Origin of the sequence: Phreatobacter sp. AB_2022a, assembly GCF_026847585.1 — a bacterium.
In the GTDB taxonomy this organism is placed as follows: domain Bacteria; phylum Pseudomonadota; class Alphaproteobacteria; order Rhizobiales; family Phreatobacteraceae; genus Phreatobacter.
The window spans coordinates 64,622-87,598 of the sequence record NZ_JAPSET010000027.1 but is presented as its reverse complement, the minus strand read 5'-3'; the positions used below and the strand labels follow the sequence as shown (position 1 = coordinate 87,598).

Genomic DNA, 22,977 nt, shown 5'->3' with positions numbered 1-22,977 from the left:
CCAGGGTGCTGCCCTGTTCGAGGAGACGCCGGGCAACCAGGCCGGCACGCTCATGCGCGGCACGGTCATCTGGCGCACCCAGACGGTCAGCGTCGGCCGTGGCCAGCCGCCCGATCTCGTGCTGGTCGGCGAGGTCACCATCCCCGAGCGGCGGATGACGGTGACCCTGACGATCCGGCGCAATCTCGACGAGACGCTGCCGGCGACCCATACGATCGAGGTCGTGTTCGGCCTGCCGCGCGAGTTCGAGTTCCGCGGCGTCTCCGAGGTGCCGGGCATCCTGATGAAGGCGTCCGAGCAGGCTAGGGGCCAGCCGCTGATCGGCCAGGCGGTGCGGGTGACCAACGGCTTCTTCTTCGTCGGCCTCTCGGCGGCACTCGACTCGGACAAGGCGAGCAATATCGAGGCGCTGCGCAGCCGCGCCTTCATCGACATTCCCATGCGCTACGACAATGGCCGCCGCGCCATCCTCACCATCGAGAAGGGCGTCTCCGGCGAGCGCGCCTTCGCCGAGGCCCTGTCGGCCTGGGGGCAGTGACGCAAGGGACCGGCCGGTCGGCCGCCGGCGGTCGCCGCTGCGGACGGCATGGCAACCGGCTTCGCGGCATCGCCTGATGCCAGGTCGTCGCGGCGTCCCCGACAGGCCGATGCCGAGATGCGCGACCGCCCGGCACTGTTCCGGACATGAAAAAGGGGAGGCCGGCGGGCCTCCCCTTTGCGGTTCAAGCGGGTTGAACCGGTTCAGTGTGCGGCGATCTGCGACGGCCCGGCTTCCAGCGCGCGCATCGACTTGACCACCGCTTCCTGCACCTTCTCGAAGGCGCGCACCTCGATCTGGCGCACGCGCTCGCGCGACACGCCGAAGCGTTCGGCCAGCTCCTCGAGCGTGATCGGGTCGTCCTTCAGCCGGCGCTCCTCGAAGATGATGCGCTCGCGCTCGTTGAGCACGCCCAGCGCCTTCATCAGGGCGGCGCGACGGTTGTCGCTTTCCTCGGTCTCGGCCAGGACATTCTCCTGGCTGTCGCTGTCGTCAGCGAGCCAGTCCTGCCATTCGCCGTCGCCGTCCTCGCGGAGGGGCGCGTTGAGCGAGGCGTCACCGCCGAGCCGGCGGTTCATCTCGACGACGTCCTGCTCCTCGACGCCCAGCTTGGTGGCGATGGTCTTGACCTGGTCGGGACGCAGATCACCGTCCTCGAGCGCCGAGATCGAGCTCTTCGCCTTGCGCAGGTTGAAGAACAGCTTCTTCTGGTTGGCCGTGGTGCCCATCTTCACGAGCGACCAGGACCTGAGGATATATTCTTGAATCGAGGCCTTGATCCACCACATGGCATAGGTGGCGAGGCGGAAGCCCTTGTCGGGCTCGAACCGCTTCACCGCCTGCATGAGGCCGACATTGCCTTCGGACACGACCTCGCCGATCGGCAGGCCGTAGCCGCGATAGCCCATGGCGATCTTGGCGACCAGCCTGAGGTGGGACGTGACAAGCTTATGCGCCGCCTTGGTGTCGCCGTGTTCGCGCCAGCTCTTGGCGAGCATATATTCCTCTTGCGGCTGCAGCATCGGGAACTTGCGGATCTCGTCGAGATAGCGCGACAGACCCGCTTCCGCGGAGAGGATGGGAAGAGAAGCAACAGAAGCCATAGAGGTCTCCTTTCCGGCCCCCGGACCATCCGGCGAGCCCGGGCCGCCTGTCCCAAGGCCCAGACAACCCGTCATGTGCAGCTGCGAAGTGCCAGCCACACGCCTACATATATGTACCCAATAAAATGGCGGAAGGGTGACTTTGTTCCCTTTTTGACCACCGTCGCGGGCACAGCCATCTTGCAAAATTGCAAGAAAGCCTTGGTGATGGAAGGCAGCATACGCTGCGCTTGCGAAATAGCGAGGCCACCGCCGCACACGTTCACGTTACCGATCTGTCACATCGGCGCGGACGGCGTTTTTAAGGCGTTTTCAGGCCTCGGATCGGTCCCGGAGCGCGGCAATCAGCCGCGCCATGTCGGCCGGCGGCGGGCTTTCGAAGCGCAGGGTTTCCCCCGACACGGGGTGCTCGAAGCCGAGCAGGCGGGCATGCAGCGCCTGGCGGCCGAGCGCCTCCAGCGCCAGCCGGGCAGCCTCGGGCAGCTTCGCGGTCTTGGTCCGGAAGCCCTTGGCATAGGTCTCGTCGCCGAGCAGTGGATGGCCGCGATGGGCCATGTGCACGCGGATCTGGTGGGTGCGCCCGGTCTCCAGCTGGCAGGCGACCTGGGCCACGAGGCCGTCGAGAAAGCTGTCCTCGATGCCGACATGGGTGATCGCCTCGCGGCCGCCGGCGCGCACCGCGATGCGCTCGCGGTTGCGCGGGTCGCGGTCGAGCGGCGCGTCGATGGTGAACTCATCGGGTTTCGGCCGGCCCCAGACGAGGGCGACATAGGCGCGCTCCAGTGGGCCGCTGCGGCCGTGGTCGGCGAACTGCCGGCTGAGCCCGGCATGGGCCTGGTCGGTCTTGGCCACCACCATCAGGCCGGTCGTGTCCTTGTCCAGCCGGTGCACGATGCCGGGCCGGCGGATGCCGCCGATGCCGGACAGGCTCGTCCCGCAATGGGCGATCAGGGCATTGACCAGCGTGCCGGTCCAGTGGCCTGCGGCCGGATGCACGACGAGGCCCGCCGGCTTGTCGATGACGATCAGCGCGTCGTCCTCGTAGACGACGTCGAGCGGGATCGCCTCGGCCGCCGGCGTCGGATCCTCGGGTTCGGGCACGACCAGGGCGATGCGGTCGCCGCCATGGACCTTCTGGCCGGCATCCGTGGTGGTCCGGCCGCCGACCGTGACCTGCCCGGCCTCGATCAGCGCCTTCAGGCGCGACCGGCTGAGCGCCGGGACATGGCGCGCCAGCAGCCGGTCGAGCCGCTCGCGCGCCTCGTCCGCCGCCACCACGAATTCCTGCCGCTCGCCTGCCACCTGCCGAACCCCGCTCACGATCGCCCGGGCCCCCCGGGCACCGCCATCCGCCGCCGTTTGATAGCAGCTCGCGCGCGAATGTCAGTCTCCGCGGGGCCGACAGCCTGTTGTTTCCAGTGTCGTTTTTGTTTCTTTCGTGCAGCTCGATGGCCTATATCGGGCCGGACCACACGAAAGAAACACGCCGCGCGATGAACAACACGTCTACCGATCCCGATGTCAACGATCCGGCGAGCGAAGCCGTCGTCGCCAAGATCCGGCGCATCTCGATCGTTTCGTCCCTGATCATGATCGCCGGTGTCGGCACGGTGCTCGCCGTCATCGCCTACCGGCTGCTCGGCGGCCAGGGGCCCTCGGGCCCGGCAAGGCTCGGCGCCATCGACGCGCAGGGCGGCAAGGTCGTCTCGGCGGTCGCCGCCGACGGCCAGCTCACCGTCACCTACGACCAGGCCGGCGTGCCGGTCATCGTCATCTACGACCTGAGGTCGCTGAAGGAAGTGCACCGCATCACCGTCGGCGGGCCGCAGGTGCCGCGGTCCTGACGGGCCTGCCATTTTCGCGCGAATAAGTCGCGCCACCGTCCTTGACCGGGCGCCCGGTTTCCGCCTATGAAGCGCGCTCCGCAGTTGCTGCGGACCGCGCTCCCTTCGTCTAGCGGTCTAGGACGTCGCCCTCTCACGGCGAAAACAGGGGTTCGAGTCCCCTAGGGAGCGCCATTTCTCGCAAGGCCGCGCGCCGCATTTTTCCACGATCATAATCGCGCCGCCGCCTTCCTGTGCAGCTTTCTATCGTCGAACCTGGCAGAAGCCTTGGACGCTGCTCCGCGAGCCGCAGGGCATGAGCCGCTTGCACAAGCGTCCTTGCCGCACCGGCCGCTGCCGGCCGCATGCCCTCGGGGCAGAGGCCACAGTCGATAGGGAGCGGATCCTGCTCGGCAGCAGATCCAGAAGCCAGAGCGGCCGAAAATCTCACCGGCCGGGCGCGCCCGATCCCGCCACGCGTTTCGCCGCCATGGCGCCGAGCCGCTCGGCGAGCCGGGCGCGGTTGAGCGCCAGGGCCTCAGGCGTCGGCTGCCAGTCGCCGTGCCAGGGCTCGGGGATGCCAGCGAGCAGGCTCGTCGGATCCGTGAAGGTCGGGACGTAGCCGCGCGCCTGCATTTCCCGGACGAGATCGGCCTGGCGCGCGGCAAGATAGCCGAGCCGGGCGTAGAAGAAGCGGACATGGCCGGCACCGAGCGTATAGGCCGCCGGGTTGCGCCGGTCGTCGGGCGTTTCGCCGCGCGCGATGGCCGCGCGCACCAGCGCGAAGATGCGCGGCAGCTCGCGGTATTCGGCAACGAGATGCGCGCCCGCCAGCTCGGCCGGGGGCACGCAATTGATCCGGGTCATCCCTGCCTCACGCGCATCATCGGGACCCTTGCGCTAGCCATTCCCGGGCGTCGGCGCAACCGGCGCGGCGCATCTTCGGCGCGGCCGGCGTGATGCCGTCACCTTGACTTGGACCCGCCACCTGCTAGGGGAGGTGCGGCTTTCGCGCCGGGCTTGCGCCGCGCGTTTCGGCTGCGCGCCGTGCCGCTTCTTTTCTCCCAGCCTGTTTCCTTGACGCCGTTCGGATTTCCGGACGCGGTCCGCGGCGTCCATTCGGACATCCGAACGCTCCTCGCGCCCTTTCCGGGGATTTCCCGAAGAAATTCAAGGCGCTGCCCGAAGGCGCAATTTCGCCGTTCTTTCTGCTGCGCCCCCGTCATCGCTGTGTAACGGTTCGGCTTCCGGCGCCCGCAAGGGTTGCCGGCAACGAACAAGCCGCCGCCGCCGGGTCCGCCCGGACAAGGAGCCGGCGGTGATGTGGGGCCGGCAAACGCCGCATTCGCCCGGGTCGACCGGCGAATGGTGAAGGGGGAGGGCCATTCGAAGCGGCAAGGCGAGCCTGGCCGACCGGGCGCAACGATGCGCCGTCGCCAGCCGGGTACAGAGATCCCGGTCTCGCCGCCAAGGCCGCGCGGCAATGCAGGTGGCCGCAGCCGCCCTCGACGCTGGATGCGTGACCCGTCGCCGCGGCTTGCCGCGGCCGGCCCGCCCGTTCCCGCACGAGGCGCGCGACCGCGGTCCGAACAAGGAAGCAGCGCAAGTCCCATGAGTTCATTCGCAATCGCCGGCGTTCAGATGCCCGTCTCCAGCCACGACGACAACATCCAGACGATGGAGCGCTATGCGGCGCATGTGCGCGGCCGGTTTCCGTGGGTGAACATGCTCCTGTTCTCCGAGCTCGCCGCCTTCGGCCCCGATCCGGCCAAGGCCGTGCCGATGCCGGGCGCGGTCGAGGAGCGGCTCGCCGGCATTGCGCGCCGCTTCGGCCTCTGGCTCGTGCCCGGCTCGCTGTTCGAAGCGCGGGCCAAGGCGATCTTCAACACCGCGCCGGTGATCGCCCCGGACGGCACGGTGGTTGCGCGCTATTCCAAGCTGTTTCCGTTCCGGCCCTACGAGCAGGGCATCGCCGCGGGCACCGAGTTCGTCGTGTTCGACGTGCCGGAAGCCGGCCGGTTCGGCGTCTCGATCTGCTACGACATGTGGTTTCCGGAGACGACCCGGCAGATGGCGGCGCTCGGCGCCGAGGTCATCCTCCACCCGACCATGACCGACACGATCGACCGCGATGTCGAACTCGCCATAGCGCGCGCCTCGGCTGTGCAGAACCAGTGCTATTTCTTCGACATCAATGGCGTCGGCGCCGGCGGCTGCGGCCGGTCGATCGTCGTCGACCCCTCCGGCTACGTGCTGCACGAGGCCGGCACGGCCGAGCAGATCATTCCGATCGAGATCGATTTCGCCAAGGTCCGCCGCGAGCGCGAGCGGGGCCTGCGCGGGCTCGGCCAGGTGCTGAAGAGCTTCCGCGACCGCGAGGTCGATTTCCCGGTCTACCGGCGCGACGCCGAGACGAGCTCCTTCCTCCGCTCGCTCGGACCACTCGTCAAGCCGGGGGCGCCGGCCGGCGACCCGCTCCCCCCGACGGGCCCGGCCGGCGTCACGCCGCCACCGCCAGCATTCACTCCATCCTCCAGCCATTAGTCTTCCGGAGAGAGCCATGGCCCGCAGGCAAAGGCGCAGTCACGAGATCTCACTGAACCGCGGCCACAGCGTCTGGGAAATGCGGGCCGACAGCTGGATCGCCCTGACCGACGACCTCGGGCGCATGGCCGAGCTGCCGCGCGAAGGCTCGGAGTTCGCCCAGCGGCGCGAGCGGGTGCAGGCGACCCTTGCCCTGCTCCGGCCGATCGAGAGCTACTGGGCCTTTCCCGGCCGCAAGCTGTTCGACGAGCTGGTGCAATGGTTCGAGCACGGCGATCTCAACCGCACCCAGCTCGCGGCGCGGCGGATCAACCGGATGCTCGCCAACCGCAGCTACCGGCACCAGGCGCTCTCGCTCGATTCCGATTTCGAAGGGCCGTCCGAGATCGAGACGGAGGAGGAATCGCAGGCCCAGATCAACAAGCCCTATTTCGAGGTGCTGATCGTCGACGAGATGAGCGACGAGGAGGAGATGGCGCTGCGCCGGCGCGTCCAGCGCAAGCGCCGGCCGGACGACAGCTTCGTCTTCGACGTGGTGGTCGTGCCGAGCTTCGAGGATGCGCTGATCGCCACCCTGTTCAACTTCAATCTGCAGGCCTGCGTCATCCGCCACGGCTTTCCGTTCCGCTCGGAATACCAGCTCGACATCCTCAGGAAGTTCCTCGACGGCCTCGACGAGGACATCGAAAGCAAGCCGGAATCGGAACGCGGGCCGCTGCTCGGCCGCAAGATCTCCGAGCTGCGGCCGGAGCTCGACCTCTATCTCGTCACCGATCTCAAGGCCGAGGAGATCGCGGTCAAGGTCGGCGACATCTTCCAGCGCGTGTTCTTCCGCGAGGAGGACCATACCGAGCTCTACATGGCGATCATGAAGGGCGTCGACCAGCGCTACCGCGCGCCGTTCTTCGCGGCGCTGAAGGAATATTCCAAGCAGCCGACCGGCGTCTTCCATGCCCTGCCGATCGCCCGCGGCAAGTCGATTCTCAACTCGAACTGGATCCAGGACGTCGCGCAGTTCTACGGCACCAACCTGTTCATGGCCGAGACCTCGGCGACGTCCGGCGGCCTCGATTCGCTGCTCGACCCGGTCGGCCCCCTGAAGAAGGCGCAGGAGGCGGCGGCCCGCGCCTTCGGCGCCAAGCGCACCTTCTTCGCCACCAATGGCACCTCGACCGCCAACAAGATCGTGGTGCAGGCTCTGGTCAAGCCCGGCGACATCGTGCTGATCGACCGCAACTGCCACAAGTCGCACCATTACGGCATGGTGCTGTCGGGCGCCCAGGTCGCCTATCTCGATTCCTATCCGCTCGACAGCTGCTCCATGTACGGGGCGGTGCCGATCTCCGAGCTGAAGCGCGTGCTGCTCGCCTACCGGCGCGCCGGGCACCTGGCCAGCGTCAAGATGGTGCTGCTCACCAACTGCACCTTCGACGGCGTCGTCTATGACGTCGAGCGGGTGATGGAAGAGTGCCTGGCGATCAAGCCGGACCTGATCTTCCTCTGGGACGAGGCCTGGTTCGCCTTCGCCCGCTTCCACCCGACCTATCGCCGGCGCACCGGCATGGCGGCGGCGGCGCGGCTCTGCGAGCGCTTCGCCGATCCCGACTATGCGGCGCGCCACGAGCGCTTCAGGAAGGAGCTCGACGTCGAGGACTGCGACGACGATGCGAAGCTGATCGCGACCCGGCTGATGCCCAATCCGGCCAAGGCACGCGTACGCGTCTACGCCACCCAGTCGACGCACAAGACGCTGACCTCGCTGCGCCAGGGATCGATGATCCACATCTGGGACCAGGACTTCCGCGACAAGACGGAGGAGGCCTTCCACGAGGCCTACATGACCCACACCTCGACCTCGCCGAACTACCAGGTTCTGGCCTCCCTCGATTTCGGCCGCAGGCAGGTGGAGCTCGAGGGCTACGAGCTGGTGCAGCGGCAGATCGAGTTCGCCATGACGCTGCGCGAGCAGGTGGCGACCCATCCGCTGCTGAAGAAATATTTCTACTTCCTCAATGTCGGCGAGCTGGTGCCGGAGAGCTTCCGCGAGTCCGGCATCGACAGCTACTACGAGCCGCTGACCGGCTGGGCCAATATGGAAACGGCCTGGCGCGCGGACGAATTCGCGCTCGATCCGACCAGGCTCACCCTGTTCATCGGCAATACCGGCATCGACGGCGACACGTTCAAGAACCGCTACTTGATGGACAAGTACGGCATCCAGATCAACAAGACCTCGCGCAACACCGTGCTGTTCATGACCAATATCGGCACGACGCGGTCCTCCGTCGCCTATCTCATCGAGGTGCTGCTCAAGATCGCCAAGGAGGTGGAGAGCAACACGGCCGACCTCAGCGCCATCGAGCGGCGCATCCACGAGAAGCGCGTGAAGTCGCTGACCGAGGACCTGCCGCCGCTGCCCGACTTCTCGCATTTCCATGTCGGCTTCCGCCACGGCCCCGACGGCAATCTGGCCGCCACGCCCGACGGCGACATCCGCAAGGCCTTCTTCCTCTCCTACGAGGAAGAGAACTGCGAATACCTGACCATGGCCGAGGTGCGCCGGGCGATCGCCGCCGGCCGCGAGGTGGTCTCCGCGCTGTTCGTCATTCCCTACCCGCCGGGCTTCCCGATCCTGGTGCCCGGCCAGGCGATCAGCTCCGACATCCTGACCTTCATGGAAGCGCTCGATGTGAAGGAGATCCACGGCTACCGGCCGGAGATCGGGCTGAGGGTCTTCTGCGAGAAGGCGCTCGGCGAGATCGCCGATACCGGCGCGCCGGACCTGCCGGAGCGGCGACCGAAAGAGACCGTGCTGCACGTCGTCTGAACCAGAACAAAACGTCTGAGGGGCTCATCACATGGACACGATCCGCAACGTCTCCGACCTGCGCCTGTTCTTCCACCGCAACGAGCGGCCGATCTATTTCATCAGCGCGACCAACTTCAACCTGCTGGGCATCGACCAGTGGGTGAACCGGTTCCAGTACATCAACTACATCGACTGCTTCGACGGCCGGCACCCGAACGTCTTCGTGCCCTCGGAAATGCCGCATGCGGAGTTCGAGTCGATCGAGGACATCAACAACTACCTCCTGCAGCACAAGGAGGTGGTCGACCTCATCGAGAAGCGCGGCGGCAAGCCGGTCGCCACCTTCCTGATGTTCGACGAGAAGACCGAGGAGCTGGCGCGCGAGCTGGGCCTCGACGTCTGGTTCCCGCCGGCCAAGCTCCGCCAGCGCTGCGACAACAAGATGGAAACCGTGCGCATCGGCAACAAGGCGGGCGTCGCCTCGGTGCCGAACGCGCTGGAAAAGGTCTCCGACTGGCAGAACCTGATGGAGATCGCCAAGCGCAACGGCCTCGGCACCGATCTCGTCATCCAGACCGCCTTCGGCGATTCCGGCCACACCACCTTCTTCATCGCCTCGAAGGAGGATTTCGAGAAGCACCGGGACGAGATCGTCGGCGAGGCCGAGGTCAAGATCATGAAGCGGATCAACTGCCGTGGCGCGACGCTGGAAGCCTGCGCCACGCAGTCGGGAACGCTGGTCGGCGCGCTGCTGACGGAAGTGGTCGGCGCGCGCGAGCTCACGCCCTATCGCGGCGGCTGGTGCGGCAACGAGGTGTTCCAGGGCGCTTTTTCCGAGGAGGTGCGCGCGAAGGCCCGCGACATGGCGTTCCGGTTCGGCAACCAGCTCCTGGAAGAGGGCTATCGCGGCTATTTCGACCTCGACTTCCTGATCGACGAGGATTCGGGCGAGGTCTATCTCGGCGAGCTCAATCCGCGCATCTGCGGCGCGAGCCCGATGACCAATCACGCGGCCTTCGCCTATGCCGACGTGCCGCTGTTCCTGTTCCACCTGCTCGAATTTTCCGGCGTGCCCTTCGACCTCAACGTCAAGGAGCTGAACGAGCGCTGGGCACGGCCGGAATTCGTCGATTCCTGGTCGCAGGTGGTGATCAAGTACACCGCCAACAATGTCGACCGGGTCACCCACGCGCCGCCTTCGGGCATGTACCGCATGGCCGATGACGGCTCGGTCTCCTACCACCGCTTCGACACCAACCGGCGTGCCATCGATTCCGAACGGGAAGCCTTCTTCCTGCGCATCACCGGGGCCGGCGACTACCGCTACGAGGGCGCCGACCTCGGCATCCTGATCACCCGCGGCCGCTCGATGGACGAGACGTTCAAGCTGAACGAGCGCGCCCACAACTGGATCCGCGGCGTCAAGCAGCACTATGCCGCCGCGCCGCTCGCGACCACGGCGCTGGAAGCGGCGCCGACGCCCGGATCGTTCAAGATCCTCTGACCGGACAGGTGGTCATGGACTGCACCTTCGCCGCTGTTGTGGAAGACCGGCCCGGCCCGAAATGGCAGGGTCTCTTCGCGCGCCACTGGCAAGGCTACCGCGCCTGGTTCCTCAGGGGCGGGGTGGCCGAGCGGCCGACCTATCTCGCCTGCCGTCGTGCGGTGCAGCAGCACATGCCCGAATGGGCGCCGGTCTGGGAGGAGCTCACGGCGCTTGCGGGCGGCGGCGACATCGAGGCGCGCTTCCTCTCGATGTGGTGCCCGCCGCCCTATATTGCCGGCTGCACCCAGGCGGTCTGGACCGGCGCGGGCGCGCCGGCTCTGGTGCGCAACTACGACTATCCGCCCGGCCTCATCGAGGGCGCCTGGCTTGCCACGCGCTGGTCCGGGCAGCGCGTCGTGGCGATGAGCGACTGCCTGTGCGGGGCGCTCGACGGCATCAACGAATCCGGCCTCGCCGTGTCGCTGAGCTTCGGCGGCCGGCGCGCCAGCGGCCAGGGGTTCGGCATTCCGGTCGTGCTGCGCTACCTGCTCGAATTCTGCGCGACCACGCGCGAGGCGGCCCGGGCGCTCGAGCGCCTGCCGGTCCACATGACCTACAGCGTGACCCTGCTCGACCGCTCGGGCGATGCCGCCACCGTCTTCGTGGCGCCGGACCGCCCGGCCGAGGTGCTGGCGGCGCGGCCGGTGGCCAACCACCAGCACGCGATCGAATGGCCCGAGCATGCCACTGCCACCGACACGGTGACGCGGGCCGAGCGGCTCGCGCGCGCGGCCGGCGAGGCCGGGACGGCCGACGCGCTTGTGGCCGCCATGCTGCGGCCGCCGCTGTTCCAGACCGCCTACGACCGCGGCTACGGCACGCTCTACACGGTCGTCTACACGCCGCGCGAGGACGCGGTGGAGCTCGCCTGGCCCGGCAAGCGCTGGCGCCAGCACGTCGCCGATTTCGCCGAAGGCAGCCACACGGTGACCTTCGATCTTTCCCCCACCGCCACCGAAGACGCCGGCCACGGCGCGAGACCGCAACCACTTGCCTGATCCAGGGGCGCAACAGGAGTGAAGTCAATGGCAGCCGCTGCAGCAGAACCCAAAAAGCGAGGGATCACGCTCTACGTCCTGATCGGCATGATCCTCGGCGTCGTCGTCGGCTATATGTGCAACGTCAACTATCCCGATCCGAAAGTGGCGGGGCAGATCGCCGACAACATCAACATCATCACCACCGTCTTCCTGCGGCTGATCAAGATGATCATCGGCCCGCTGGTGCTGACGACCCTGATCGTCGGCATCGCGCATATGGGCGACACCTCCTCGATCGGCCGCGTCGGCATCAAGGCGCTCGGCTGGTTCATGGCCGCCTCGCTGATCTCGCTGGTGCTCGGCCTGATCTTTGCGAACATCCTGCAGCCCGGGCACAATATCGGCCTGCCGCTGCCCGATGTCGGTGCCTCCACCAACCTGCGCACCTCGTCCTTCACGCTGAAGGACTTCATCACGCATCTCGTGCCGAAATCGATCGTCGAGGCCCTCGCCACCAACGAGGTGCTGCAGATCGTGGTGTTCTCGATCTTCGCCGGCATCGCGCTCGCCTCGCTCGGCGAGAAGGGCAGGGCGCTGACCGAGCTGATCGACCAGGCCGCCCACATGATGCTGAAGATCACCGGCATGGTGATGTATTTCGCGCCCATCGCGGTGTTCGCGGCGGTCGCCTCCACCATCACCACCCAGGGCCTCGGCATCCTCGTCACCTTCGCCAAGTTCATGGGCAGCTTCTATCTCGGGCTGTTCGCGCTCTGGGCGCTCATGGTGGCGGTCGGCTTCCTGATCCTCGGCCCGCGCGTGTTCCAGCTCGTCAGCCTGGTCAAGGAGCCGTTCCTGATCTCGTTCTCCACCGCGAGTTCGGAAGCGGCCTATCCGAAGATGCTGGAGGCACTCGACCGCTTCGGCGTCAGCCGCAAGATCTCTAGCTTCATGCTGCCGATGGGCTATTCCTTCAATCTCGACGGCAGCATGATGTACTGCACCTTCGCCGTGCTGTTCATCGCCCAGGCCTACGGCATCGAGCTGCCGCTCGGCACGCAGATCACCATGCTGCTGCTGCTGATGCTCACCTCCAAGGGCATGGCCGGCGTGCCGCGCGCCTCGCTGGTGGTCATCGCCGCCACCCTCAACCAGTTCAACATCCCCGAGGCCGGCCTGCTGCTCATCATGGGCGTCGACCAGTTCCTCGACATGGGCCGCTCGGCCACCAATGCGGTCGGCAATTCGATCGCGGTGGCGAGCATCGCCAAATGGGAGGGTGAGCTCAGCGATACGACGGACGACGCGGTTCCGGGCGATGTCGCGCCGGGCCTTGCCGGCCAGACGGCCTGACACGGCATCCGTCATCGTGCACCCAAGGGGCAGGCGGCCGGCAATGGCCGCCTCGAAAGGAACGAGACCATGCGACGACTGTGGATCGGCTTGGCAGCCCTCGTCGGCTGCCTGATCGGCGCCGCCGCGGCTGGCGCCCAGACCAATCCCAACGCGCCGGGCAATCCCAACGCGCTGGCGGGCACGCTGAAGAAGGCGCGCGACACGGGGGTGGTGACGATCGGCTATCGCGAGGCGTCATTCCCCTTCTCCTATCTCGACGCCAGGCGCGAGCCGATCGGCTATTCGATCGATCTCTGCCGGCTGATCGTCGAGACCATGAGCGACGAGATCGGCCGCGAGCTGCAGCTGAAATGGGTGCCGGTGACCTCGGCATCGCGTTTCGAAGCCCTGACATCGGGCCAGATCGACCTCGAATGCGGCTCCACAACGCAGAATGTCGAGCGCCAGGCCACCGCCAGCTTCTCGCCGGTGATCTTCGTCGCCGGCACCAAGCTGATGGTGCGCCGGGACGCCGGCATCCGCTCGTTCCGCGACCTGCGCGGCAGGACGGTCGTGGTCACCGCCGGGACCACCAACGAGAAGGCACTGCGGGACGTCTCGACGCGTTTCAACATCGGCGCCAACATCGTCGCCACGCCGGACCACGACCAGTCCTTCGCCCTGTTCATGGAGGGCAAGGCCGACGCCTATGCCGGCGACGACATCCTGCTCTACGGCCAGGTCGCGCGCGCCCAGGCCGACGACAAGGTGATGGTGGTCGGCGACTTCCTGTCCTACGACCCCTACGGCATCATGTTCCGGCGCGGCGATCCGGCCATGGCCGGTCTGGTCGACCGGATGTTCCGCACCATCGCGGAATCGCGCGAGCTGGAGCACACCTATAACCGCTGGTTCATGCACCGCCTGCCCGGCGGTGAGCGCCTGCGGCTGCCGATGAGCGCGCAGCTCGAATCGATCTTCGGGACGCTCAGCGCCCGGCCGGACTGAACCTCCAGCGGCGGGAGCCCCGCAGGCCTCGCCGTTCCTTTCTCCGGCGTCCGGGCGCCGCGCGCCGCCCTCGGCCGATCCCAACGGTATCTCAGAAAGCACTTGCGAAAGTTGCCGGGATGCAATGCTCTGCTGACTGGCGCTCTGGTCACCTGTCCAGGGGGCATCGGCCGAACGGTTCTTCCGGTGCGGCCGTCGCCGGGGCATGGCGCGAGCGCGAACGAGGGGGCCTGACGACCGGACCGTGCCATCGCGACGCAAGAGCTTGGCCAAATCCCGCGGCTTTGTGCTGGTCTGAGCGCATGTCCGGGTCGCGAGCCATGCCGACCACCTTCCTGAACCGCGCGCGGATTTGGTGGGCCGCAGCGCTCGGGCTCGCCGCGGTGCTGGTCGCCGCCGCCGGCCTTGCCGGCCATCGGCTCGGCTATGCCAGGGCGATGACCCTCCTGGTCGCGGACAGCGCCCACCGGCTGGATCTGTTCGCCTCCAACGCGGTGCTGATGATCAACCGCTGGGACCGCATCGCCGGCACGATCGAGCTCAACCGCGACGTGGTCGAACTGCTGCGCGACCAGGGGCCGCCCGACAAGGTCCTGACCGTCAACCGCTACCTGCACCGCCTCAATGCCCATCTCGGCAGCGACGCCGTGTTCATCGCCAATGTCCGGGGGCTGGTGGTCGGTTCCAGCAACGACATCAGGTCCGACGACAGCCGCCTCGGCGCCGACGTCGCCTACAGGCCCTACTACCAGGACGCCCTGTCCGGTTTCGTCGGCCGCCATTTCGCCCTCGGTGCGGCGCCCGAGGAGCCCGGCTTCTTCGTCGCCTATCCGGTGCGGGATCGCGAGAAGGTGATCGGGGTCGCCGTCACCAAGACGAGCCTTGCCGCCATCCGCGAGGCCTTCGCCCTGCTCGGCAAGCCGGCGCTGATCGCCGACCGCAACGACGTCGTCATCCTCGCCTCCAATCCCGACTGGCTGTACAGGACGCTGAAGCCGCTCAGCGTCGACCAGCGCGTCGACCTCGAACTCACCGGCATGTATGGCGAGCATCGCATCGAGCGGATGCCGTTCGACCTCGTCCTGCCGAGCGCGGCGGAGCCGGCCGGCGGCAATGCGCTGGTCGAGACCACCGCGCGCGAGGCGGGGGAGCCGATGATCGCCCAGATGCGCGCGCTCGACGGCATGGACTGGCGGCTTCTCGTCCTGTCGCCGACGGGACAGTTGCGCTGGCAGGCGGATGTCGCGGCGGCCCTCTCGGCGCTGCTCGCCGGCTTTCTTCTGCTGCTCGCGGCCTATCTCTGGCAGTGGCGGCGCATCACCCGGCAGCGCCGCGAGGCGCGGGAGGCACTGGAGCGCACCAATGCCGAGCTCGAGACCATGGTCGCCAGACGCACGGCAGCCCTGACCGAGGCCAATGACGGGCTGCGGCGCGAGATGGCCGAAAGGGTGCAGGCCGAAGCGACGCTGCGGGCCGCCCAGGACGACCTCGTGCAGGCCGCCAAGCTCGCCGTGTTCGGCGAGCTTGCCACCGGCATCACCCACGAGCTGGCACAGCCGCTCGGCGCGATCCAGACGCTCGCCGGCAATGCCGGCGAATTCATGCGCCGGGGCAATCTTGCGGGCGCCCAGGACAATCTGGCCATCATCGACGGCCTGGTCGAACGGATGGGCGGCATCATCCAGCCGCTCAAATCCTTCGCGCGCAAGTCGTCGACCCTGCCCGAACCTGTCGATGTGACGCTGGCGGTGACCAGTGCGCTCTTCCTGCTGGACCAGCGCCTGCGCGCCGGCGCCATCCAGGTCGCCAACCGGGTGGAAGCGGCGGCGCCGCTGGTCTGGTGCAACCGCAACCGGCTGGAGCAGATCCTGATCAACCTGATCGCCAATGCGATCGATGCCATGGGCGCGGCGCCGGCCCGGCACCTGGAGATCGCCGCGCGGCGGCGCGAGGACGGTCTCGTCGCCATCGAGATCGGCGACAGCGGCAGCGGCCTCAGCCCCGAGGTCGCCCGGCAATTGTTCACGCCCTTCTATACGACCAAGCCGGCCGGCCGGGGCCTCGGCCTCGGCCTCACCATCTCGCGCGGCATCGCCCGCGATTTCGGCGGCGATCTCAACGCCGAGAACAGGCGCGAAGGTGGCGCGCGCTTCATCCTCGTCCTGCCTCAACCTCCGTCGAAGGCTGCGTCATGAACGACAAGCTCACCGTCATCGTGATCGAGGACGACCCGCCGATGCGGCTCGGCTGCGTCCAGGCGATCCAGCTTGCGGGCTTCAACGCCCTGGGGTTCGGCACGGCCGAGGAGGCGTTGAAGGCGATCAGCCCGGGTTTCGCCGGCGTCGTCGTCACCGACCTGAAGCTGCCCGGCATGGACGGCATGAACTTCGTCGAGCGCTGCCACGACATCGACCCGGACCTGCCGGTCATCATCATCACCGGCCACGGCGACATCGCGGTCGCGGTGGAGGCGATGCGCAACGGCGCCTACGACTTCATCACCAAGCCGTTCCGGCCGGAAGGGCTGGTGGACGTGGTGCGGCGCGCCACCGAAAAGCGCTCGCTGACCCTGGAGATCTCCAATCTCAGGCAGCGCCTCGCCCGCATCGAGGGGGTCGAGGCCAAGCTGATCGGCCGCTCGCCGCAGATGCAGCGGGTCCGCCACCTCGTCGCCGAGATCGCCGACGCGTCGGTCGACGTGCTGATCCGCGGCGAGACCGGTGTCGGCAAGGAACTGGTCGCCCAGGCGCTGCACAGGCTGTCGCGCCGGCGCGGCGGCCATTTCGTCGCGCTCAACTGCGGCGGCATTTCGGAGGACCTGCTCGACAGCGAGCTGTTCGGCCACGAGGCGGGCGCCTTTTCCGGCGCGCAGAAGCGCCGCATCGGCAAGCTCGAACATGCCAATCACGGCACGCTCTTCCTCGACGAACTGGAGAGCATGCAGATGAACGTACAGGTCAAGCTGCTGCGCGTGCTGCAGGATCGGGTGATCGAACGGGTCGGCTCCAACCAGCAGATCTCGATCGATTGCCGCATCATCGCCGCCGCCAAGACCGATCTGATGGACCACGTCCAGGCGGGTACCTTCCGCTCGGACCTCTATTATCGGCTGAACGTCGTTACCATCTATCTGCCGCCGCTGCGTGAGCGGCGCGAGGATATCCCGCTGCTGCTCGAATATTTCATGCTTCTCTCGGCAAGCCGCTTCGGCCGGCCGCAGCCGAAAATCTCGACGGAGCAGATGAACCGGCTGATGGCCTATTCCTGGCCGGGCAATGTGCGCGAGCTGCGCAATGTCGCGGACTGCCTGGTGCTGGGCATTCCGAAAGAGGGGCTGACGGCGGCCGACGGCCGCGCCGGTTCTGCCGGACATTCGCTCACCGAATGGGTCAACGATTTCGAGCGCAACCTGATCGAGAACGAGCTGCGCCGCTTCGGCGGCAACCTGACCCAGACGGCGAATGCGCTGAAGGTGCCGAAGACGACATTGCACGACAAGATCAGGAAGTATGGACTGTCGGCCTGACAGGGCCGGCGGCGGGGGGAGCGCGCGGTGAGGCAGAGGCTTCGAACCATCGGTTTCGCCGGGGCCATCGCCGGCCTGGCGACAGGTCTTGCCGCGCCGGCCGGAGCGGTCGATTCACCGACCCTGCAGCGGATCGCGGCGACCGCCACCGTCCGGCTCGGCCATCGCGAGGCGTCGGTGCCCTTCTCGTATTATGCCGATGCGCGGCGGGTGGTCGGCTATTCCCACGACATCATGATGCTGGTGGTCGGTGCGCTGCGCAGCCGGCTGCAGCTGCCGGCGCTGACCATCGAGCTCGTGCCGGTGACCTCGCAGAACCGCATCCCGCTGCTCGTCAACGGTACTGTCGATCTCGAATGCGGCTCGACCACCCACAATGTCGACCGGGAGCGCAAGGTCGCCTTCTCCAACACCATCTTCATCGTCGGCACGCGGCTCCTGACCCATCGCGGCTCGGGGATCGGCGACTTCCCCGATCTTGCCGGCAAGCGCGTGGTGGTGACCGCCGGCACGACGCCCGAGCGGCTGCTGCGCAAATACAAGGAGGAGCGGGGCCTGGCCATGACCATCGTCTCGGCCAAGGACCACGACGAATCCTTCCACATGCTCGAAACCGGCCAGGTGCAGGCCTTCGTGATGGACGATGCGCTGCTCTATGGCCGCAGGGCGCGTGCCGCCGATCCGCAGCAATGGGTGGTCACCGGCACGGCCCTCTCGTCGGAAGCCTATGCCTGCACGCTGCGCCGCGACGACCCGGACTTCAAGAAACTCGTCGACGACACGATCGCCGAGATCATGACGTCGGGCCGGGCGCTGGAGCTCTATGCCAGGTGGTTCACGCAGCCGATCCCGCCGCAGGACATGAACCTGAACTGGCCGGTTTCGGACCGGCTGAGGCAGCTCTTCGCCGCGCCGAACGACCGGCCGCTGGAATAGGCCCGCCGGCCGCCTGCGGGCTTTCCAGACTGCCGTAATGTTCCTTGCCTTTGCTGGGCGGCATCGCAACGCCAGCAGCGAAGGCATCGATGTCGAACGCCGACAGACTGAAATTCCTCCTCGCCTGGGCCCGGCGGCCGCTGCGCATCGCATCGGTGACGCCGTCGGGGCCGCGCCTTGCGGCGCTGATGACCCGGGAGCTTGCCCCGCACAGCGCGCCGGTCCTGGAGCTCGGGCCGGGCACGGGCGTGTTCACCCGCGCGCTGGAGGCGCGCGGCATCGCCCAGCGCGACCTGACGCTGGTCGAGCGGGAGGCGGCCTTCATTCCGCTGCTGCGGGCGCGCTTCCCGCAGGCGACCGTGCTGGAGGGCGACGCGGCGGAGGTCTGCCGGTACGGCATTGCCCACGACGTGCCCTATCGGGCCGTGGTCAGCGGCCTGCCGCTGCCCTCGCTGCGCCGCTCCGACCTGCGCTGCCTGATCGCGGCCTGTCTCGACCGGCTGGCGCCGGATGGCGCCTTCTATCAATTCACCTATGGTCCGGTCTGCCCGGTGCCGGCGGCGATGCTGCGGGCATTCGGGCTCCGCGCCGAGCGGATCGGAACGACGCTGCGCAACTTCCCTCCGGCGGCGGTCTACCGTATCAGCCGGCTGGGCGAAACGATCGATGGCCGGCCGGTGCCGGCCGGCGGCCGCGCGGCGGCATGAAGACAGGCGAGGATCGGGATGCGCATCTTGCTGGTCGAGGACGAACCGCGCATGGCCGCCGCATTGCGGGCCGGCCTCGAGATCAAGCACGGCATGGTGATGGACCACGTCACGACGATGGCCGATGCCGAAATGGTCGCCGGCAATCCCGGCTATGACGCCATCCTGCTCGACCGTCAGCTTCCCGACGGCGACGGCATCCAGCTCGTGCCGCGCCTGCGCGGGCGAGGGGTGACGCTGCCGATCATCGTCATCACCGCCAAGGGCGAGGTACCCGACCGGATCGCGGGCCTCGAAATCGGCGCCGACGACTATCTCGCCAAGCCTTTCGTCTTCGACGAGCTGTTGGCGCGGCTGCGCGCCGTCATGCGCCGGCCGAACGACCTGCGGCCGAACCGCATGGTGGTCGGGCGTCTCGCTTTCGACCAGGCCGCGCGCGACATGCTGGTCGGCGATACGCCGCTCGACCTGACCCGGCGCGAATTCCTGGTGCTGGAGTGCCTGATGCGCCGCGCCGGCCGGATGGTGCCGCGTGCGGTTCTGATGGAAGCGGTGTTCGGCTTCGACGACGAGATCCAGTCGAATGCGCTCGATTCCCATATTTCCCGGCTCCGCCGCAAGCTGGAGGCCGAAGAAGCCCGGGTCGTCATCAATGTCGTCCGAGGCCTCGGCTATCTCCTGCGCGAAGCGCCATGAGCACCGCGCCATCCGGCCTGTCGGCACCCGGGAGAAGCGCCCCGAGCGCCGCGCCGTCCGGCGTGCCCGCACCTGCGCGAAGCGCCCCGAGCGCCGCGCCGTCCGGCGTGCCCGCACCTGCGCGAAGCGCCCCGAGCGCCACGCCGGCGGGCGTGCCCGCACCCGCGCGATGCGGCACCGGAGCCTGTGCGGCCTATTCGCTGCGGCGTCGCCTGTTCTGGCGGCTCCTCGGTGTGCAGTCGGTCGTGCTGCTGCTGGTCACCGGCCTTCTGTTCGGCGCGGGCTGGATCACCAATTTCCGCTCGACCGACGCGACCATCGAGCTGCTGCGCGAAGCTGTCGTCCGGGCGCCTTCCGGCCGGCTGGAGCTGCGCCCGACCGCCGCGCTCGAGGCGCTGCGCCGGGAGCGGCCGGATCTCTGGTTCGTCATTCGCGAGCCCGGAGCGCCGCCGCTGGTCGAAGGCGAGGTGCCGCGGGAATATGCCCGCATCGGCACGACGCTCGACGAGGTCGGCCAGGCCCGGTTCGGCTGGACCGTCGGCGATCCCGACCGCCCGACCGCCCGCATGCGCTGGGCCGAGACGACGGCCGGGCGGCTGCAGTTCCTGACCGGCACGGACGCGCCGGCGAATGGCCTGCTGATCGCCATGAGCGTCTCGCTCGTCCTCGCCAAGACGGTTGTCCCGATCGTTCTCGTCATGGCGCTCGGCGCGCTGATCGCGACGCCGCTGGTGGTCGGCCGATCGCTGGCCGGCATCGACCAGGCCGCGGCCGAAGCCGATGCGATCGCGGCCGACGACAGCGGCAGCCGGCTGTCGACGAGCGATGTCCCGCGCGAGATCCTGCCGCTCGTCAATGCCGTCAACCGCGCCCTCGGCCGCCGCGACGACGGCATCGCGCGCCAGCAGCGCTTCCTGGCGGGAGCGGCGCACGAGCTGCGCACGCCGGTTGCGATCCTGAGCACGCGGGTCGGCGCCCTGCCCGACGGCGAGGCGCGCTCGCAGCTCATGGAGGATACCGCGCGGCTCGCCATCCTCACCGAGCAGATGCTCGATCTTCAGCGCCTGTCGCAGGGCCGCGTGGTGCGCACCGGTGTCGATCTCGGCGACCTTGCCCGCAAGGTCGCCCTGGACATGTCGCCGCTGGTCTTCGCCGCGGGCTACACGATGCGTTTCGACAGCGACCGGGCGGGCACCGTCTGGGGCGACGCGATGAGCCTGCAGCGCGCGCTGATGAACGTGGTGCAGAATGCCGTCGACCATGGCGGCCGGCATGGCGAGATCCGGCTGGAGGCGGGGCCGTCCTGGCTGGAGGTAAGCGACGAGGGGCCGGGCATTCCGCGCGCCGTCGCCGAGCGGGTGTTCGAGCCGTTCTACAAGCACCATCAGAACGGCCGCGGCGCCGGTCTCGGCCTGCATCTCGTGCGCGACATCATGCGCCTGCACGGCGGTGAGGTGAGGATCTGCCATCGTGACAGAGGCGTGGCCTTCCGGCTCGTCTTCGGTCCGGCGCCGGACGCCGGCTGACGGCCCGCCGTCAGGGCCCGAGCGTCAGCGGCCGCGGCATGGTGAGCACGTCCGGACGCAGGATCTCGTCGAGCTGGGCCTTGGTCAGCAGGCCCCGGGCGAGCACGATCGCCGCAACCGATCCGCCGGTCGCATGCGCTTCCTGCGCCACCGCCGTCGCGTTGGCGTAGCCGATATAGGGGTTGAGCGCGGTCACGATGCCGATCGAGTTCTCGACCATCTCGTGCAGCCGCCCGCTATTGGCGGTGATGCCGCGGATGCAGCGCTCGGCGAGCGTCAGGCAGCCGTTGCGCAGATGGGTGACGCTCTTGAACAGGCTGTGCGCGATGATCGGCTCGAAGGCATTGAGCTGGAGCTGCCCGGCCTCCGCGGCGAAGCTGACGGTCAGGTCGTTGCCGATCACCTCGAAGGCGATCTGGTTGACCACTTCCGGGATCACCGGATTGACCTTGCCGGGCATGATGCTGGAACCGGCCTGCATGGCCGGCAGGTTGATCTCGTTGAGGCCGGCGCGCGGGCCGCTCGACAGCAGCCTGAGGTCGTTGCAGATCTTCGACAGCTTGACCGCGACACGCTTGAGAACGCCGGAGAGCTGGACGAAGGAACCGCAGTCCTGCGTCGCCTCGATCAGGTTCGGGGCGGTGACGAGGTCGATGCCGGTCAGCGCCACCAGGTGTTTCAGCACCAGCGGCGCATAGTCGGGATGGGCGGTGATGCCGGTGCCGATCGCGGTTGCGCCCATATTGATCTCGCAGATGAGGCGCGAGGCCTCGCCGAGCCGGTCCATGTCCTCGGTCAGCATCACCGCATAGGTCGAGAACTCCTGGCCGAGCGTCATCGGCACGGCATCCTGGAGCTGGGTGCGGCCCATCTTGAGAATGCCGGCGAATTCCTCGGCCTTCGCCGCGAAGGCGTCGCGCAGCACGGCCATGGCGTCGATGAGGCTCATGATGCCGCGATAGGTCGCGATCCTGAGCGCGGTCGGATAGACGTCGTTCGTGCTCTGGCCGATATTGACGTGTTCGTTGGGATGGAGCTGCCGGTAGTCGCCCTTGGCGTGGCCCATCAGTTCGAGCGCCCGGTTGGCGATCACCTCGTTGGCATTCATGTTGGTGGAGGTGCCGGCGCCGCCCTGGATCACGTCGACCACGAACTGGTCGTGCAGCCGGCCGTTGCGGATCTCCTCGCAGGCATTGGCGATGGCCTCGCAGCGCGGCGTGTCGAGCAGGCCGAGCTCGTGATTGGCGAGGGCGGCGGCCTGCTTGATGCTGGCCAGCGCGACGACGAGGTCGGGATAGATCGCGATCGGCGTGCCGGTGATCGGGAAATTCTCGACCGCGCGCAGCGTGTGCACGCCGTAATAGACATTGGCGGGCACGTCCCGGTCGCCCAGGAGATCGTGCTCGACGCGGGTCGCGCCCACCGGGGTCCCATCGGGCATCGCAGTCATGGCTCGCCTCCCTCGGGCGGCCGCCCCGACCCGGCCGGCATCGCGCGCCGATGCCGGCCGGCGGCCAGGACGGCACGACCGCTCCTCGTTCCATTTCGTGGCACGCCGGGCTGTTTTTCTGGTTCGTCAGCTTCGGCGTCGCAGGGCGAGGATTGCCCGGATCGGCGCCGGGCGTCTTGCGGTTTCGCCGGTTGGCGGCGCTGCCGCGGCTCCGGGACCAAGCCTTTGAACGAGCGAAGAAAACAGGCTCGTCGCGAGAGAGCCGATGGACGGGTTTCCGAACCATGCGGCTCCTTCATGACCGGAAAACCGACCATTGCCGCCCGAAAATCGGTTTCCGCGCGCCGGCGAGGCCCGGGAAACGCGGTTTTGCCGATATTTTTGCGGGCGGGGTCGGGAACCGGATGGCCGTTGGCGCGTTCAACGCACAGTCGCCCGAGCCCGCTTCGC

At 68.0% G+C, this 22,977-nt stretch carries 17 protein-coding genes, 1 tRNA gene and 1 pseudogene; 15 read left to right on the top strand and 4 right to left on the bottom strand.

Translation table 11 applies throughout. From position 1 onward, the window contains the following. Positions 1-538 (top strand): annotated as a pseudogene (locus OZ671_RS19520) (hypothetical protein); the annotation flags it as partial. Between the two features lie 203 nt (positions 539-741). Here OZ671_RS19520 and rpoH read toward each other — a convergent pair. Both rpoH and OZ671_RS19510 read right to left on the bottom strand, forming a co-directional pair. Further along, complete coding sequence (rpoH, locus tag OZ671_RS19515; RefSeq protein ID WP_038307435.1) at positions 742-1,641, bottom strand: RNA polymerase sigma factor RpoH; 900 nt, start codon at positions 1,639-1,641, stop codon at positions 742-744. 312 nt (positions 1,642-1,953) lie between these two features. Next, the gene (locus tag OZ671_RS19510) at positions 1,954-2,961 is read right to left on the bottom strand and encodes an RluA family pseudouridine synthase (RefSeq protein ID WP_268862298.1); all 1,008 of its coding nucleotides are present in this window, start codon (positions 2,959-2,961) and stop codon (positions 1,954-1,956) included. A 173-nt stretch (positions 2,962-3,134) separates the two neighbouring features. Here OZ671_RS19510 and OZ671_RS19505 point away from each other — a divergent pair, with 173 nt between their 5' ends. Further along, the gene (locus OZ671_RS19505) at positions 3,135-3,485 is read left to right on the top strand and encodes a hypothetical protein (protein WP_038307431.1); all 351 of its coding nucleotides are present in this window, start codon (positions 3,135-3,137) and stop codon (positions 3,483-3,485) included. A gap of 98 nt (positions 3,486-3,583) precedes the next feature. Next, positions 3,584-3,659, top strand: a tRNA-Glu gene (locus OZ671_RS19500). A gap of 252 nt (positions 3,660-3,911) precedes the next feature. On the opposite strand, the gene OZ671_RS19495 is transcribed toward OZ671_RS19500, so the two are convergent. Next, entirely contained in the window at positions 3,912-4,331 is a 420-nt protein-coding gene (locus OZ671_RS19495; RefSeq protein ID WP_268862297.1) for a pyrimidine dimer DNA glycosylase/endonuclease V, read from the bottom strand. A gap of 744 nt (positions 4,332-5,075) precedes the next feature. On the opposite strand from OZ671_RS19495, the gene OZ671_RS19490 reads away from it, so the two are divergent. The 12 genes from OZ671_RS19490 to OZ671_RS19435 all read left to right on the top strand — a co-directional run bounded on the left by OZ671_RS19490 (position 5,076) and on the right by OZ671_RS19435 (position 21,077). Beyond that, positions 5,076-6,008 (top strand): carbon-nitrogen hydrolase family protein, encoded by a 933-nt coding sequence (locus OZ671_RS19490; RefSeq protein WP_268862296.1) that lies wholly within the window; start codon positions 5,076-5,078, stop codon positions 6,006-6,008. Positions 6,009-6,024: 16 nt separating this feature from the next. Further along, positions 6,025-8,835, top strand: coding sequence for an aminotransferase class I/II-fold pyridoxal phosphate-dependent enzyme (locus OZ671_RS19485; protein ID WP_268862295.1), 2,811 nt, complete (start codon positions 6,025-6,027; stop codon positions 8,833-8,835). Positions 8,836-8,866: 31 nt separating this feature from the next. Further along, positions 8,867-10,321: a biotin carboxylase gene (locus OZ671_RS19480; RefSeq protein ID WP_268862294.1), complete on the top strand. Its 1,455-nt coding sequence runs from the start codon at positions 8,867-8,869 to the stop codon at positions 10,319-10,321. Between the two features lie 14 nt (positions 10,322-10,335). Next, complete coding sequence (locus OZ671_RS19475) at positions 10,336-11,361, top strand: C45 family autoproteolytic acyltransferase/hydolase (RefSeq protein WP_268862293.1); 1,026 nt, start codon at positions 10,336-10,338, stop codon at positions 11,359-11,361. 27 nt (positions 11,362-11,388) lie between these two features. After that, positions 11,389-12,696 (top strand): dicarboxylate/amino acid:cation symporter, encoded by a 1,308-nt coding sequence (locus tag OZ671_RS19470; protein WP_103168839.1) that lies wholly within the window; start codon positions 11,389-11,391, stop codon positions 12,694-12,696. Between the two features lie 69 nt (positions 12,697-12,765). After that, positions 12,766-13,686 (top strand): amino acid ABC transporter substrate-binding protein, encoded by a 921-nt coding sequence (locus tag OZ671_RS19465; RefSeq protein ID WP_268862292.1) that lies wholly within the window; start codon positions 12,766-12,768, stop codon positions 13,684-13,686. A 320-nt stretch (positions 13,687-14,006) separates the two neighbouring features. Continuing rightward, on the top strand, positions 14,007-15,881 hold the full coding sequence (locus OZ671_RS19460; RefSeq protein WP_268862291.1) for a sensor histidine kinase: 1,875 nt from the start codon (positions 14,007-14,009) through the stop codon (positions 15,879-15,881). Further along, positions 15,878-17,212, top strand: coding sequence for a sigma-54-dependent transcriptional regulator (locus OZ671_RS19455; protein ID WP_268862290.1), 1,335 nt, complete (start codon positions 15,878-15,880; stop codon positions 17,210-17,212). The genes OZ671_RS19460 and OZ671_RS19455 overlap by 4 nt, the downstream gene beginning before the upstream one ends. 27 nt (positions 17,213-17,239) lie before the next feature. After that, complete coding sequence (locus OZ671_RS19450) at positions 17,240-18,148, top strand: glutamate/aspartate ABC transporter substrate-binding protein (RefSeq protein ID WP_268862289.1); 909 nt, start codon at positions 17,240-17,242, stop codon at positions 18,146-18,148. Between the two features lie 89 nt (positions 18,149-18,237). Next, the gene (locus tag OZ671_RS19445) at positions 18,238-18,855 is read left to right on the top strand and encodes a class I SAM-dependent methyltransferase (protein ID WP_268862288.1); all 618 of its coding nucleotides are present in this window, start codon (positions 18,238-18,240) and stop codon (positions 18,853-18,855) included. 18 nt (positions 18,856-18,873) lie between these two features. Continuing rightward, positions 18,874-19,551, top strand: a complete 678-nt coding sequence (locus OZ671_RS19440; protein WP_268862287.1) for a response regulator transcription factor — start codon at positions 18,874-18,876, stop codon at positions 19,549-19,551. A 152-nt stretch (positions 19,552-19,703) separates the two neighbouring features. After that, positions 19,704-21,077, top strand: coding sequence for a sensor histidine kinase (locus OZ671_RS19435; protein ID WP_268862286.1), 1,374 nt, complete (start codon positions 19,704-19,706; stop codon positions 21,075-21,077). A gap of 10 nt (positions 21,078-21,087) precedes the next feature. Here the strand turns inward: OZ671_RS19435 and aspA are convergent, their stop codons facing one another. Further along, on the bottom strand, positions 21,088-22,527 hold the full coding sequence (aspA, locus tag OZ671_RS19430) for an aspartate ammonia-lyase (protein ID WP_268862285.1): 1,440 nt from the start codon (positions 22,525-22,527) through the stop codon (positions 21,088-21,090). Between the last annotated feature and the right edge of the window lie 450 nt (positions 22,528-22,977).